Source organism: Levilactobacillus senmaizukei DSM 21775 = NBRC 103853, assembly GCF_001592085.1.
Taxonomy (GTDB): Bacteria; Bacillota; Bacilli; order Lactobacillales; family Lactobacillaceae; genus Levilactobacillus; species Levilactobacillus senmaizukei.
Genome location: NZ_BCWD01000007.1, coordinates 87,676 through 101,890 on the forward strand (window position 1 = coordinate 87,676; position 14,215 = coordinate 101,890).

At 50.2% G+C, this 14,215-nt stretch carries 13 protein-coding genes; 11 read left to right on the top strand and 2 right to left on the bottom strand.

Translation table 11 applies throughout. The features are described 5' to 3' along the window. Positions 1 to 86 precede the first annotated feature (86 nt). Entirely contained in the window at positions 87 to 806 is a 720-nt protein-coding gene (locus tag LSE01S_RS04250; RefSeq protein ID WP_061776384.1) for a MerR family transcriptional regulator, read from the top strand. 90 nt (positions 807 to 896) lie between these two features. Here LSE01S_RS04250 and LSE01S_RS04255 read toward each other — a convergent pair whose 3' ends face one another. Together LSE01S_RS04255 and LSE01S_RS04260 are read right to left on the bottom strand one after the other, a co-directional pair. Beyond that, positions 897 to 1,871, bottom strand: a complete 975-nt coding sequence (locus LSE01S_RS04255; protein WP_061776385.1) for a C39 family peptidase — start codon at positions 1,869 to 1,871, stop codon at positions 897 to 899. A gap of 161 nt (positions 1,872 to 2,032) precedes the next feature. Next, the gene (locus LSE01S_RS04260; RefSeq protein ID WP_061776386.1) at positions 2,033 to 2,587 is read right to left on the bottom strand and encodes a cysteine hydrolase family protein; all 555 of its coding nucleotides are present in this window, start codon (positions 2,585 to 2,587) and stop codon (positions 2,033 to 2,035) included. Between the two features lie 266 nt (positions 2,588 to 2,853). Between LSE01S_RS04260 and LSE01S_RS04265 the strand changes: the two genes are divergently transcribed. The 10 genes from LSE01S_RS04265 (at position 2,854) to LSE01S_RS04310 (ending at position 14,082) form a co-directional block, all read left to right on the top strand. After that, positions 2,854 to 3,819 (top strand): DUF4097 family beta strand repeat-containing protein, encoded by a 966-nt coding sequence (locus tag LSE01S_RS04265; protein WP_061776387.1) that lies wholly within the window; start codon positions 2,854 to 2,856, stop codon positions 3,817 to 3,819. Between the two features lie 148 nt (positions 3,820 to 3,967). Further along, a complete protein-coding gene (locus LSE01S_RS04270; RefSeq protein WP_061776388.1) occupies positions 3,968 to 4,972 on the top strand; it encodes a tRNA dihydrouridine synthase in 1,005 nt (334 codons plus the stop codon). A 227-nt stretch (positions 4,973 to 5,199) separates the two neighbouring features. Then, positions 5,200 to 6,399, top strand: a complete 1,200-nt coding sequence (gene fabV / locus LSE01S_RS04275; RefSeq protein WP_082622342.1) for an enoyl-[acyl-carrier-protein] reductase FabV — start codon at positions 5,200 to 5,202, stop codon at positions 6,397 to 6,399. A gap of 167 nt (positions 6,400 to 6,566) precedes the next feature. Next, positions 6,567 to 7,010: a flavodoxin domain-containing protein gene (locus tag LSE01S_RS04280; RefSeq protein WP_061776389.1), complete on the top strand. Its 444-nt coding sequence runs from the start codon at positions 6,567 to 6,569 to the stop codon at positions 7,008 to 7,010. A 23-nt stretch (positions 7,011 to 7,033) separates the two neighbouring features. After that, positions 7,034 to 7,552: a GNAT family N-acetyltransferase gene (locus tag LSE01S_RS04285; RefSeq protein WP_061776390.1), complete on the top strand. Its 519-nt coding sequence runs from the start codon at positions 7,034 to 7,036 to the stop codon at positions 7,550 to 7,552. Between the two features lie 328 nt (positions 7,553 to 7,880). Further along, the gene (locus LSE01S_RS04290; RefSeq protein WP_061776391.1) at positions 7,881 to 9,245 is read left to right on the top strand and encodes an amino acid permease; all 1,365 of its coding nucleotides are present in this window, start codon (positions 7,881 to 7,883) and stop codon (positions 9,243 to 9,245) included. Between the two features lie 18 nt (positions 9,246 to 9,263). Continuing rightward, positions 9,264 to 9,926, top strand: a complete 663-nt coding sequence (locus LSE01S_RS04295) for a hypothetical protein (RefSeq protein ID WP_061776392.1) — start codon at positions 9,264 to 9,266, stop codon at positions 9,924 to 9,926. Positions 9,927 to 10,162: 236 nt separating this feature from the next. Continuing rightward, positions 10,163 to 10,813, top strand: coding sequence for a WxL domain-containing protein (locus LSE01S_RS04300; protein ID WP_061776393.1), 651 nt, complete (start codon positions 10,163 to 10,165; stop codon positions 10,811 to 10,813). Positions 10,814 to 10,872: 59 nt separating this feature from the next. Further along, the gene (locus LSE01S_RS04305; RefSeq protein ID WP_235808298.1) at positions 10,873 to 11,898 is read left to right on the top strand and encodes a WxLIP family cell surface protein; all 1,026 of its coding nucleotides are present in this window, start codon (positions 10,873 to 10,875) and stop codon (positions 11,896 to 11,898) included. A 12-nt stretch (positions 11,899 to 11,910) separates the two neighbouring features. Next, the gene (locus tag LSE01S_RS04310; protein ID WP_061776394.1) at positions 11,911 to 14,082 is read left to right on the top strand and encodes an L-type lectin family protein; all 2,172 of its coding nucleotides are present in this window, start codon (positions 11,911 to 11,913) and stop codon (positions 14,080 to 14,082) included. Positions 14,083 to 14,215: the final 133 nt, after the last annotated feature.

Below are 14,215 nucleotides of genomic sequence, written 5' to 3' on the forward strand. Positions count from 1 at the left end.
TAGCATGGATAACCCGGGAAATATGACCAGAAGACTTGCTCATGACGCGACGTCATTTGATAGAACAGTCGTAGGAGGTGAAAACCATGTCAACGTACACGACAGGAGAGTTAGCCAAACAGTTTGGTATTTCGGTACGAACGCTGCAATACTACGATCGACAGGGGCTATTGCCGGCGACGATTGGACCAAACGGAAGGCGACAGTATTCTCAGACGGACGCTCAGCAGTTACAACTGATCCTATTACTTAAAGGAATGGGATTAAAGCTGGCAGTAATTAAAGAAATTTTGACGAGTAAACGAGGGACCGAAATCTTAGACCTGATGCTGGACCAACAAGTGGTGCTATTGAAACAAGCACAAACCGCGACAGAGGAAAAGTTGAAAACAATTCGTAAAGTTCGTGCTAGCTTGGTGGGGGCGGCTAGTCTACCTATCAAAACAATCCAGGACATGGAACAAATTATGAAGGATCGGCAACGATTACGGCAATTACACGTCCGGCTAATAGGTGGCGGATTGCTGATGGATGTGATTGAGGTGGCAGGGTTCATTGCCTCCTGGAAAACGGAAAATTGGTGGATATTTGGCACAACGATGGGCATTGCGGTAATCGTGGCTGGTTGGCTGGTTTGGCACTACTTCCAAAGTGTTTGCTATGTCTGTCCCAATTGTCAAACGGTGTTTCAGCCCCGGTTCTGGACGGCATTTTGGGCGGGACATAGTCCCAAGACGCGGAAGCTAACCTGTCCAAACTGCCATCAAACCGGTTACTGTGTTGAAGTCATCGCAAAAGTTAAATGAAAACAAAATAGGCTCCCTGTTAAAAAACAGGGGGCCTATTTCTATGCTAATTGATGTAGTTGAAACGTGCGCCAAAAGTCAGCTGGCTTTTTAGTAACTGAGCGCCCGGTAAGCATCGTGTTTCCGATGCTTGTTGAGATTCTTGAGGGTCATACTCGTTTTCTTCTTGGTCCAAGGATCGTTGTAGTAAGCTCGAGTGGCACTGTATCCGGTTAAGGTGATGGCGTGATTAACGAAACCATCGACACCGGCGACCCAGATAACCACGGGGTGACCCTTGTTAATTTGCTTCTTCATTTTGTTGAAGGAAGCGCCGGTCATGTTCTTGGCGGAACCGACGTGTTTCTTAACGGTCTTTAGTAGGCCCTTGGGATAGATCCACCAGCCGGACTTGGCATAGGGACTCCCAACGAAGCCCTTGTTAGGATTCGAACTACGAGGCATTTCCTTTGCCAGCGACATTTTTGTCACCTTGGCACCGGCGTATTTGAGCATCATGGTTGTGGCGGTAATCTCGCAGCCTGTTGGTAGTTGTGGCCGTTGAGCAATCAGCGGCACACTTAGCATGCGGTAACTTTTCACGGTTCCATTGCGGTGAATCCAACCGGTATGCTTATGGTTGTAGGTGAATTTCAACCAGAGACCATCCGCCATCGTCTGTTCACGGGTAATGTGGACCTTTCGGTTGGCGTAGTGCCGACCCGTTGAAATTGCGGACCAGTTCGCCGCGGAGGACTTGGCACCACCGGACTTGTAGACCTTGTAGTTGTGACGCTTGTTACTGTTGATCTTGGTGTAGTAGGTCACCTTCTTGGTCCTGATGACCTTACGATAGACCCGCTTAGGTTTAGGCTTCGGGGTCGGCTTAGGCTTGGTCGTCGATGATTCGCTGGACGAAGACGTCAAAGCCGAATTGGCAGAACTGGTGACAGTTGCTGTGGACGAAGTGGACGTTGCGGATGCGGTACTATCCGCTGTGGATGTTGCCGTCGCGGCGTGGGCAATTCCCATGGGGGTCACGGTCATCAGTAGGCCAAGACCGAGTGTGACGAATAGGCGTTTCATTTTGAGTGGCCACCTTTATATGTATAGATTTAGTTTCGTTGGCGGATAATTTGCCTAAAAACTGGTTATGCCCCTTATTGTACGCCACTCGAATGTTTTGGACAATCCCAAAAAGCACCGCTACAAAACCAATCGTAACGGCGCTTTTAAGCGTTCTTCAGTTAAATGACTTGAGCGCCGAGCACGTTAACAAAGTGTTTGAGGGCCCATTCGTGGCCGGCTGGATCAAAGCTGGCCACGGCATCTTGGTGAATGACGAGTTGGTAGCCTAGATTGTAGGCATCAACGGCAGTGTGAAGGACGCAGATATCCGTGCAGACTCCCGCTAAGTGTAGGGTGTCGACGTGACGTTCGCGCAGTCGCAGGTCCAGATCGGTGCCTGCAAAGGCGCTGTAGCGGGTCTTGTCGAATTGGCTAACGGTCGCATCAGCCTGATGCTGGTCGAACCAAGTTGCTAAGGGGCCAAAGAGTTGCCGTCCCCAGGAACCACGAACGTTGTGTGGTGGAAATAACTTGGTTTCGGGATGGTAGGGGTCATTAGGAGTGTGGACATCCGTTGGCAGATAAATCCAGTCCCCGTCTGCCAACATTTCGTCCGCCAAATTGACAATGGTTGCAGCAAGCTTCTGACCGGCTTCCCCGCAGGTTAACGCGCCCTGGTCCGCGACAAAGTCATTGGTATAATCGATGATCAACAGTGCTTGATGATTGAGCATGAATGAATCCCCCTCAGTAATAATTAGAATAAGTATGCTGAGCTCGCCCGGTAAAGTCAACGAAACGTCTCATTTGTTTATTTATAAATGACGCTTCACCGCCATTGGTTGATTCGTTGAATAACTATTGCCTGAAAATGCGATAAAATGGGTATTTTGAAGGGGGTCATCCATTGACAATCATTGGTTAAATTAGTATATTGTTAGCGACTTGATGAGAACGAAAATTTACCCAAAATAAGATGAGCGAATGGAGGGCAATTGAAATGCAGCATCGACGGCGAGTAAGCCTGACGCTGATCGTGTTAGGTGTGATATTAGGAGGACTCGGCTGGTGGCACCATGGTGGTCAAGCGGTAGCTTGGGACCATGAGGCGCATGCCTTACGAGTTGCGCGCAGCGTGAATCATCACGTGAACCTCACGGCGTATCAAAACATTGAAATTGCTAGTCCGGTGCCGGTCACCGTTAAGGCGGGGGATACCAACCAGGTGACCGTTCGTTATTTAAAGGGAACCAAGACGCGACCACAGATTGGTGTGGAAGGGTCCACGCTAAAGGTGACCTGTGGCCAGGTGAAGGCCAAGTCAGCGACACTGTTGGGTGGAAGAGCGAGTGTCGGAGCAGCGGTGGCCAACTCGAGTGGAGTTCTCGTCACGGTACCCAAGGGAGTCCAACTCAATCGCGTAACCGTGGCGGCGAAGAGTGGGTCGGTTTCGCTCCAAGGCCTTAAGCTGAAGCGTGTGATCGTAGCAGATAGTGCTGATCTGACACTTCAAGGGCTAACCGTTACGAGTCAATTACAGGTTCACGCGACCACGGGGGATGTCTGGTTAGATGATATCCATGCCAACAATTTGGCCGTGCAGACCCGACAAGGTGATATTGGCTTAACCAATGTTCAGACTACCGCAACGAGGACGAGATTAGTCGCCGCTGATGGTGATATTAGCGTGGCCGGCGCCAAACTCGGTCCGAGCCAGGTGACCGTGCTTAAGGGTGATATCCGCTTGATGGATAACCAGGTCGATGGGCAACTGAGTGCAACTTCACAGGATGGCGATATCCGGGCCCGATTACATTCATCGACGGGGGTCAGCATTGCGGCCGCTAAAGGTCAGGTGAAGGTAAATGATCAAGTACGTTCACGCAAGCTTCATTGGCGAGCGGATGCCAAGAGTCAGTTGAACATCAAGGCTCTTGATGGTGATGTGAGTGTGGTTAATCAGTAATTAGTGTAGCCGGGGGCTCGTTTTCATAACGGGCCCCTGGCGTGATCACAGGGACTTTTGCTGGTAACACTGAGTAAACGTGGTAGAATATAGAGATTGTGAAAACTACGGGATTTATAAAATTATATTGATAGAGGAGATTTTAACTGTGCCTGATTCGAATTACTGGCAGAATATCGCTGACCACGCCAAGGCCGAGAACCGGCCGTTCTTTAGTCTAGCCCCCATGGAAGCCGTCACCAATGCTATCTTCCGTCGGGTAGTTGCGCGGGCGGCCGCGCCGGATGTGTTCTTCACGGAATTTACCAATGCAATTAGTGTGACGCATCCTAAGGCAAAATTTTCCGTGCAGGGCCGGCTATACGTCGCACCGGAAGAGGCGCACATGCCGGTTGTCCAATTGTGGGGCAATGATCGGGAAGCCTTTGAACGTGCCGCCGAAAACGTCAAGGAACGCGGTTATGAAGCCATTGATTTGAATATGGGATGTCCAGATTCGACGGTTATCAAGAATCATGGTGGGAGCGACTTGATTCGTAATTTCGATAGCGCGGCCGCAGTTATTGCCGGTGCTAAAACGGCAGGACTCCCGGTTAGCGTTAAGACGCGACTGGGGTACAGCCGATTGGACGAGTGGCATGATTGGCTAACCTTCCTATTAGAACAGGATATTCCGCTGTTAACGATTCACCTGCGGACTAAGAAGGAAATGAGTCGGGTGCCGGCGCATTATGAACTGATTGATGATATCGTAAAGCTACGGGATGCGGTTGCACCGGATACGCTGTTACAGTTAAATGGTGATATCGAGAACTATCAAGAGGGGCTGGCCTTAGCGCAAGCTCACCCAGGGGTTGACGGCATCATGATCGGTCGGGGCATTTTTACCACGCCGTTTGCGTTCGAGGCAGACCCCAAGGAACATGATTTGCATGAGTTGATGGACCTGCTGAAGTATCAACTGGATCTGTACGATGACTTTGCAGAGCGGTTTCAAACGGCCCACTTTGCAGCGTTGAAACGGTTCTTCAAGATTTACGTTCGCAACCAGCGGAATGCGGCGGGCTTGCGGAACGCAATGATGGAGGCGCACTCCACCGATGAAGTTCGAGAAATCTTAGAAAAGTCGAACTTTGAAGAAGAAAATGAATAGAACGAACTAAGAGCTGCGATGACGTCGTGGCTCTTTTTTGATTGGTTTGGATTTACCGACCAAGGGTCGTCATAGGTGGATAGGGGTGAGGCAGGTTATATCGATGATATTAATAAGTGGCCTTCTCGAACACTGACGCTGAAATTTCTAGTCAATGGAGGTGACCTGCCCAAATGCCGTTGAAACGTGTTAAATTAGAGCCAAGACCTCGAAGGAGGAGAAGACGGATGAAAATGATTAAGTTAACCGAAACCATTACCGGCAACGTCGCCCGATCGGTGAATCCAATTGGGCGCAAGCTCCGGGTCGACTTGGGAGCCAACCAAGTCCAGAGTGCCGGCATGTACGATGGAGCCAAAAATGCCCTAATTTTAGGTGGTGCTTCAGGATATGGTCTGGCTAGTCGGATGGTCGTGGCTTTTGCGCAGGGAGCCAACACGTTCTCGGTTGGTTATGAGCGGGCGCCTCAAGGAGCGTCATTAGGAAGCGCTGGTTGGTGGAATCAAGTCTATGTGAAGCAGGCCGCGGAGGCCCAGGGACTCCGAGCGGTGAATTTGAATGCCGATGCTTTCTTAGCGGCAACCAAGCAGCAAGTGATTGACCGGTTACGACGGGAAAATTGGCAGCCGTTGGACCTAATTGTTTACGCGATTGCGGCGCCGAAACGGGTCAATCCGGCCGATCCCACGGAGGTCTGGCGGTCGGCAATTAAACCGATTGGTCAATCCGTGACCGACGAGACATTAGACTTGGAGCATGAACGACTGGTACTGCGGACGCTGGCTCCGGCCACGCCCGCGGAAATCGCGGCGACCGTTCACGTCATGGGTGGTGAAGACTGGGAATTGTGGCTGCACGCGCTTAAGGCGGCCGGGGGCTTAGCGCCTAATTGTAAGACAATCCTGTTTTCTTATGAGGGGCCCGAAGCGACCGCCCCGATCTACCATGATGGCACCCTGGGGCGGGCCAAACGAGCGGCCGAGGCCAGCGCCAAACGACTGCAGAAGCTGTTAGCACCGACCGGTGGCGAAGCTTTGATTAGCGTCAACCGGTCGGTGACCACCCGGGCTTCAATGGTGATCCCCGGCTTTGCGCGCTATTGCATGGCGCTCTATCAGGTGGAGCAGGCGGCTGGCGGGCATGAACGTTCGTTGGAACACATCGATCGGTTGTTCCGCCAAATGGTTTATGGGCAACATCGTCGCCTAGACGATCAGGGCCGCTTGCGACCCGATGCCCAGGAACTGGCACCCAGTATCCAAGCCCAAGTCAATCAGTTATTGGCTGAAATGACGGCGGATAGCTTCTCGACTAATTGGCCGGGGTATCAACAATTGCGGCGAGAGTTTCGTGAACTCAGTGGTTTTGGCGTGCCCGGAATTCGTGATGAAATGCCAGCCATGATGCTTGATAAGTTGGTTTTTTAGACAGTTCGTTTAATTATGAGCAAATGGTTCACGGGATATTTTATCAACAATCGGGATTAATCGTTAGGGAATTGGTGGCATAAGTGATATTATATTTAGCAGTTTCTAGTTTGCTGACTACTCGCGAACTAGCTGATTTTATAAACAGTTAGGAGAACCCACCAATTATGACCCCAAATATTCAAATTATTTACGCTAGTCAATCCGGCCGTAACCAAGCCATTGCTGGCCATCTACAAGCACAGTTAGCCTCTAAGGCACAAACTGTCATTACCGAAATTTCCCAGGCGGATGCCTTCGAATTATCCCAGAGCGATGCCATTATCGTGGTTAGTTACACCTTCCATGACGGCGATCTGCCCGATGAAGCCCAAGACTTTTTTGAGGATTTGAAGGACGTTGACCTGGATCGGACCAAGTTTGCCGTCTTAGGTTCTAGCTCCAAGACTCATTTGCACTTTGGCCGGGCAGTTGATTATCTCACTATCCAATTGAACTCAAGTAATGGCGAACAAGTCGCTGATTCCGTTAAGATCGACCGGGATGCAGACGATGATGATTGGGCCCGAGTTGACCAATTGGCCCAACGGGTATTAACCAGCTTAGCTTAGACCAAGGATGGAGTGAGAGAACCATGTATTTACGTAAAGCCAAAGCAGATGAATTAGATCTCATCTGTGACATTATTGAAGACGGTAAGCAGCAACTGGCCGATGCCGGGATTGACCAGTGGCAGAATGATTATCCCAACCGCGAGGTCATCAAGGCCGACATCGCGGCGGGTCGGGCAGTGATCTACAACAGTGACGACCACGAGACGTTAGGGGTTGCCGCCGTGATGACGGCGCCTGATTCCTCATATGATACGTTACAAGGGGAATGGTTGAAGCAAACGGATAAGTTTGTGACGATTCACCGAGTCGCCATCTTCTCCCATCACCAAGGGAAGGGCTATGCGTCGCAACTCTTCCGGGACCTCTTTGATTATGTGGCCGATAACCATCCCGACTGCGAGAGTATCCGTATCGATACCCATAAGGACAACGGGAAGATGCAGCACTTAATTGAAAAGTTTGGTTTCGAACGCGTGGGTAAAATTGTTGGGGTTTACCATCCCGCCGATGTTTGCTACGTTTACGAGAAATTAATTTAAATGAATTGTGGGAGAGCCTGAGACAAAACCTCAGGCTCTTTTATTATGCTGTCTTAATGGCCGAGAGTGGGTGCAAAAAGCTTAACGCTGATAGCTCGCCAAGCTAAAATCAGAATTATTTGGTTAGCGGTCTTAAGGCGGGTCGGTTAACCACCGTTGGTCCCACGCGCTCTTTTTGCTGTATGCAGTGATTGAATAATCATTGTGGTTGCGGCATAATTAGAGCCAACGGGTTAAGAAGATCGTAAATAAAGGTTGCTTATTACCGACAGATCAGGTAACATTTTCTCATTAAGTTTTAATTATTAAACCGAAAGAAGGAATTAGATTGCAGAGAAGACTAAGCGCTCGCCAAATGCAGATGATCGCATTGGGTGGGACTATCGGCGTCGGATTATTTATGGGGTCTGGTTCCACCATCAAGTGGACGGGACCTTCCGTCCTCATTGCGTATATCATTTCTGGTGTTTTCTTATATTTAATTATGCGGGCCCTGGGCGAGATGCTTTACGTCCATCCAACTACCGGGTCCTTTTCAACCTTTGCGTCCGAGTACATGCACCCCGTCTTTGGTTATCTGACGGCGTGGAGTAACATTTTCCAATTTATTGTTGTTGGGATGAGTGAAATGATTGCGCTTGGTGGTTATTTCCGTTTCTGGTGGCCCAACTTGCCAGACTGGATTCCGGGGTTGGTTGCGATCCTCTTTCTATGTACAGCTAACTTGATTTCCGTACGGATGTTTGGTGAGCTGGAGTTTTGGTTTGCCCTGATTAAAGTCGTCACGATTGTCTTAATGATTATTGCTGGCCTCGGGGTCATTCTCTTTGGTTTCGGCAATGGCGGTCACGCCGTAGGAATCAGTAATCTTTGGACGAATGGGGGATTCTTTACCGGCGGGGCCAAGGGATTTATCTATGCGTTAGCAATTGTTTTAGCCTCCTATCAGGGGATTGAGTTGATTGGGGTGACGGCCGGTGAAGCCCAGAACCCGCAGCACACCTTGGTGGCCGCTATTCGGTCGACCGTGGCCCGGATCTTGATTTTCTATGTTGGGGCAATCTTCGTGATTGTCAGCATTTATCCGTGGGACAAATTGAACCAACTGGGTTCGCCGTTTGTTCAAACCTTCGCGAAGGTGGGGATTACGGCGGCCGCCTCGATTATTAATTTTGTTGTGATTACGGCGGCCTTGTCCGGATCAAACTCCGGGATCTACAGTGCCAGTCGGATGGCCTTCACGTTGGCTGAAAAGGGGCAGCTCCCCAAGAAAGTCACGCTGTTGAACCGCCACGGTGTGCCATTTTACTCCGTCATTGCGATTTCCTTAGGAATTGCCATTGGGATCGTGTTAAATGTGGTTCTGCCAATGTTCTTTAAAGATGCCAGCCAAATCTTTGTCATGGTTTACAGTTCCAGTGTGCTTCCCGGAATGATTCCCTGGTTCGTGATCTTAATTAGTGAAATTGAGTTTCGTAAGCAGCATCCAGAAGAGATGGTCGATCATCCATTTAAGATGCCGTTCGCGCCATATTCTAACTACGTGACGTTGGTCTTTTTGGCCATCACGTTAATTTTCATGTTTTTGAATCCCGAGACCCGGATTTCCATTTTGGTCGGGGTCGTTTTCCTGGGCATCATGACGGCCCGGTACTTCCATAAATATCACAAAAAGACAACGATTTCTGAGTAAAGAAAAGAGGCAACGAAGATGAGTCGTCCAGGCAAGTTTGCCAAGTCGAGTCGGGTCAAACAGCTCCGACAATTTCGGCGGCGGAAGCAACAACAAGCGAGTCGGGCCATTACCTGGGAACAGGTCGAAGACTTTTTGCTCGCGCGATATCACCTGGTCCAAGGAAGTCGCCTTCCACAAACGGTGGATGCCACGATTCAGCGGTTCTTTAGCGAGTGGTTACGAACCGCCATGCAAGCGGGAGAGGACCAGATTCAATGGGACGTGACGGCGATCAGTACGGCCACGCTTAAACGAATTGGTAATCAGGTTCCCTGGCAGTTCTACGCGGTGCTTTGGCAACAAACGGCGCGTTGGCAGAAATTCCTGTTTCGCGAGGGCTCGGTAGTGCCCTTGGCTGAACGCCGGCAAATTATTCAACCGCTGGATCAGCCCGCCTGGGCGCAATTGATTGCGAACCAATTGGCAGTCAACTTGCTAACTGCCACGGCAGTTCCAGTCACTGATCAGCAACGCGAGCAACTCATTAAGAGCCTCCTGCAAGGGGACCAGTTACAGTGGACGGCTGTCGCAGCTCTGTTCAGCCCCTTGGGATTTCAGGTGAATGAACAAGCTGATTCGGCCACTAAAAAGTGGTTGAATGCGTTGTTGGCCTTAACCATCGCGCCTGACCACGATTAATTGACTAGATACGAAAGACTGGCGAAAAGCTGGTCTTTTTTTTCGTAACCAGTTATTATTTTATCTGAATCAAGCAAAGGGATTTTGACTAGGATTGCTTAGAATGATGGTCGGCGAATGAGTGGCCGACACGGAATAACTTGGTTGGTTAGCTAACGGGTGGTTCAACCATTACCAGAGCTACTCGTTTACTCTAAAGCTGGTAATCATTAGATTATTTTAGAGGAGTGAGTAAGATGACTCGCAGATTAAAGATTTCTCTGTTGAGTAGTTTAGCTGTTCTAACATTAGGCGTTGGCTTGACCGCAGCACTTCCAGCAGCTGCGGATACAACTGACACCTCGAGTTCAACTAGCTCAAGCAGCAGTAGTTCGGCCTCAACGACCCAAAGTACGACAACTACTGCGGAATTTGATACCGATCCTAACGCAGCGATTTCGCTTGATTCTGCGCCAAACATCAGCTTTGGTAAGAATGTAACCCCTAACACAAAAATCAATGGTAGTTATCCGGCGCTTTCGGCAGATAACCCCGTTGAAGTGTCTAACCCAGGGTTAGGCAGTGGCTGGAGTGTTCAATTGAAGAACAGTCCATTCACTGATGCCACGGGCAACACACTCGGTGGTGCCGTTCTTTCGTTAGGTTCGCCTGACATTGCTGCTGGCAACACAGGCAACCCTTCCGCAGCACCAACCCCTGGCGCAGCGACTAAGCTTGATGGCACGGGAACCAATCAAATTGTCTTCTCGGCTGCGGCTAAGGGTGGTCTAGGTGTTTGGACCGCTGATTACAGTCTTGGTGACATTAACCTGGCGGTACCCGCTGGGCAAATGGGCGGGGTTTACACGTCAACGTTGACGTGGCAATTGAGCGATACACCACAATAGGCCACTGAGCAAGGTTAGTAATCGTTAATTTTTCTGACGACTGATTGGGGGAGTCGGTAATGAAACGAGGACTGAAATTTCTATTGGCATTGGGGTTTGCCATGATGAGTCTAGCTGGCCAGATACCAACGGCTGCGGCTAATAGTGTTGGTTACACGGTGCGGGCGATGTTACCTAGCAATCAAGATGATCCAACGGTGAATTACTTTGCCTTGCGGACCAAGCCGAATGCGCGGCAACGCTTGACGATCGTGATTAACAACACGAGTAGCACGAGGCAAAAGTATTGGGTGAATGTGAACCAAGCGGTGACCAATGATAACGGGGTCATCGACTATAGTCAGACAAACCCTAAGTTGGACCCGTCGCTGAAGGTGGGTATCAAAGACATCTTCACGAAGGCCTCCAACCAAAAGGTAACGGTTCCAGCTAATACCCAAAAACGCGTGGCATTGACGTATCGGATGCCAGCGAAGAAGTTGCGGGGTATTATTCTGGGTGGGGTCTACGTTGAACAGGTACCGCCTAAGGCTCACAATTCTGGGTCGGCGATCACGTTGAACAATGCCTTTTCCTACGCAATTGGGATTCGGTTACGGGAAAACACGAAGACCATTGCCCCGAATTTACGGTTACACCAGATTCAAGCGGTGCAGGTCAACCGGCGTAATTTGGTGACGGCCAACCTGCAAAACTCGCAGCCCGGGATTATGCAAAAACTCACGGTTAATGCGCGAGTGACTAATGCGGGGTCGACGCAAACCCTCATCCGGCAACAACAATCCGGTATGGGGATGGCTCCCAACAGTAACTTTAACTTTGGTATTCCGTGGGGGAACCAGAATCTCCCGTCCGGTCGCTACACACTTTATCTGTCGGCGAAGGCGGGCGCCCAGAAATGGCAGTTCAAACGCAACTTCACCATTCAGGGTACAACGGTTCGGCGGCTTAACAAGACTGTTTTGACGCCAACCAAGCAACCTAACTACTGGCTGTACGCCTTGTTAGGATTACTGATTGCGATGTTGTTAGCCGTTATTGGCTACCTACTCTATCGTGATCGTCACGAAAAATTAACGAAATAGGAGGGATGCAAGTTGTTCAAACGGTGGTTGAGCGCTAGCTTGATTCTGTTGGCCGTTTGTCTAAGGAGTAATGAAATAACAGCTCGTGCTGATTATTCTGACGCTTTAGCAACTGCGCCACAAGGTATTTTAATCAACAAGACCAATCCATTTCTCACGGTAGACACGACTGATAAGAGTTCGACCTCCATTGTGAATGGAAAAAATTCTGAAGCACCAGGTACTCAAATTGTCAGGTTGCACGAAAAGCCCTATGAGTTTGGGGCGATTTGGTCGACCGACTCAGGTTATATGGATTTGAAGAAGGTCCAGAAGTTTTCAATGTGGGTATACTTGGGAAGCCAAGAGAGCCCAGTTAGTAGCGGAATGGCCTTCGTCTTACAGAACGATCCGGCAGGCTTAGGGGCGCTGGCTAAATCGCCAGCTGGTAAGAAGACTAAACTGCCCAGCGAAACGTTGGGTGTGTGGGCTGCTGACAACTTGGCACATCAAGGCTCGAAGGTTCATCTGGCCGAAACGGCCATTCAAAATAGTTGGGCCTTGGAGTTTGATACGCGGCATAATGGTATGGATGGCGCCAGTGCGGCTGGACAAGGTCAGTCTTTTGACTTGAATGCGGCCCCCGTGCACATTGCTTCCAATTATCCCGCGCAGTCAACGACGTATATTCAACATGCAACCGATAAGGGCTTCCTAGGTGGTCTCCTGAGTCGGACGGACTACCATTACTCGATGGACCACAAAGGGGTGTTGGTAGATCCAAAGAACCCGGACTTCTTAGCCACGGGAAAGTGGCATCACTTGTCATTACGTTGGGACCCCAGGACGGAGCAGATGACCTATACGTTTGATGACCGTGACCCTAAGACCAACAATCCTTTGCCAGGGCTGCGACAAACGGTGCGAATCGATCCGAAGAAGATCGATCCAGCGTGGCCGCATTCGGCTAATGAACCGGCTAAAGTTCGTTGGGGCTTTACCTCCGCAACTGGCGCTGCGCATGACGAAAACCTCGTCATCTTTGAAAACATTCCTGGTTTGATTGTCGTCGACACTTATGGTGAAATCATTGATGTCGAACGCAAGCAAGCCCTGGCACCACGGGATCAGGTTGTTAGTGGGGATGAACTACAGGTGGCGTATCATTTGAATTACAAGAGTGGTCGGCAAACGTGGGCCGACATCCGTGCGAAGTTACGATTGCCCGATGGCATTAATTATGAGCGGGCAGAGATCCTATACGGTAACGGCAAGAAGCAAGTGCTGTCGCTGGATGAGATGACCGATCGTCAGATCATGATTCGTTTGGATCAAGAGCTTAGCGATGTTAATGACACGGCGATGATTAATTTCTATGGCAAGGCTATGGAGGTTAAGGAGACTAAGATGGTCCCATCTGTTGGGAGTTCGTTCACCTCGACCGCTCGAGTAGCCTCGATCGCAACCACTCAGTTTCGGATTAATCCACACGCCGACGTGGACTTACAGATCATCAGTCCAAATTCGGTTTCGCTTGAGGCCAATCAGGACACGACGGTGCTCGGTAAGGTGGTCGTCACGTGTAATGGCGACATGGGCATGAACCTGCGGACCAAGGTGAAGGCTGCCCTAAACGACAAGCCTTTGGATGATCTGCCGGTAAGTGCCGATGGCTTGATTCGATTACCCCTTAAGGCTAGTCAGTTGAAGCCTGGTAACAATGTCTTATCTCTGCGAGCCGTTACGAGCCACGGAGATGCCTCGCAACGGGTGAAGGTTAACATCAAGGTTGCCGGTGAACTCAAGTTTGCCATGGTATCCCCTAAGGAGAATTTTCAGTCAGGGACGCTGTCTGGTACCCCCCAATTGATTAAGCGTGCCGGGAGATGGAAACTCGCCATTCAGGACACTCGTGGTAAGGATAAACAATGGTCGTTGTCGGCCCAAGCTACGCCCCTGACGGTCGACCGCCAACCGGCGGCCGGACGAGTGGTTTACGTTGACGGTGACCGGCGTCTGACATTGAGCAACACGCCAACGCGGGTGTTAACCCGTTCGTGCGATGAGAAGATTAACGATGGGAAGTACGAGGTGACGGACGACTGGAAGGCCGATACCGGCGTCCTCCTGGAGTTAAACGGTGGTTCGAAAGCTGGCAATTATGAAACCAAGATTACCTGGTCGCTGCAGGATGCCCCTCAATAATAAATCAGGCCGGAAGCGGCGTGGTTTAAAGGTGGTGAGCAAACCGCTATGGCGGCTCAGTCTCTGAATAGCTTTACGAAAAAAGACGATCGTCAAGTTGACGACCGCCTTTTTTAGGTTTAAGTGATTATTT

Excerpts from the sequence above, each read along its gene's own strand:
- LSE01S_RS04255 (WP_061776385.1), bottom strand. The coding sequence starts at position 1,871 with ATGAAACGCCTATTCGTCACACTCGGTCTTGGCCTACTGATGACCGTG.
- LSE01S_RS04295 (WP_061776392.1), top strand. The coding sequence starts at position 9,264 with ATGAGTCGTCCAGGCAAGTTTGCCAAGTCGAGTCGGGTCAAACAGCTC.
- LSE01S_RS04305 (WP_235808298.1), top strand. The coding sequence starts at position 10,873 with ATGAAACGAGGACTGAAATTTCTATTGGCATTGGGGTTTGCCATGATG.
- LSE01S_RS04280 (WP_061776389.1), top strand. The coding sequence starts at position 6,567 with ATGACCCCAAATATTCAAATTATTTACGCTAGTCAATCCGGCCGTAAC.
- LSE01S_RS04250 (WP_061776384.1), top strand. The coding sequence starts at position 87 with ATGTCAACGTACACGACAGGAGAGTTAGCCAAACAGTTTGGTATTTCG.
- LSE01S_RS04260 (WP_061776386.1), bottom strand. The coding sequence starts at position 2,587 with ATGCTCAATCATCAAGCACTGTTGATCATCGATTATACCAATGACTTT.
- LSE01S_RS04300 (WP_061776393.1), top strand. The coding sequence starts at position 10,163 with ATGACTCGCAGATTAAAGATTTCTCTGTTGAGTAGTTTAGCTGTTCTA.
- LSE01S_RS04285 (WP_061776390.1), top strand. The coding sequence starts at position 7,034 with ATGTATTTACGTAAAGCCAAAGCAGATGAATTAGATCTCATCTGTGAC.
- fabV (WP_082622342.1), top strand. The coding sequence starts at position 5,200 with ATGAAAATGATTAAGTTAACCGAAACCATTACCGGCAACGTCGCCCGA.
- LSE01S_RS04265 (WP_061776387.1), top strand. The coding sequence starts at position 2,854 with ATGCAGCATCGACGGCGAGTAAGCCTGACGCTGATCGTGTTAGGTGTG.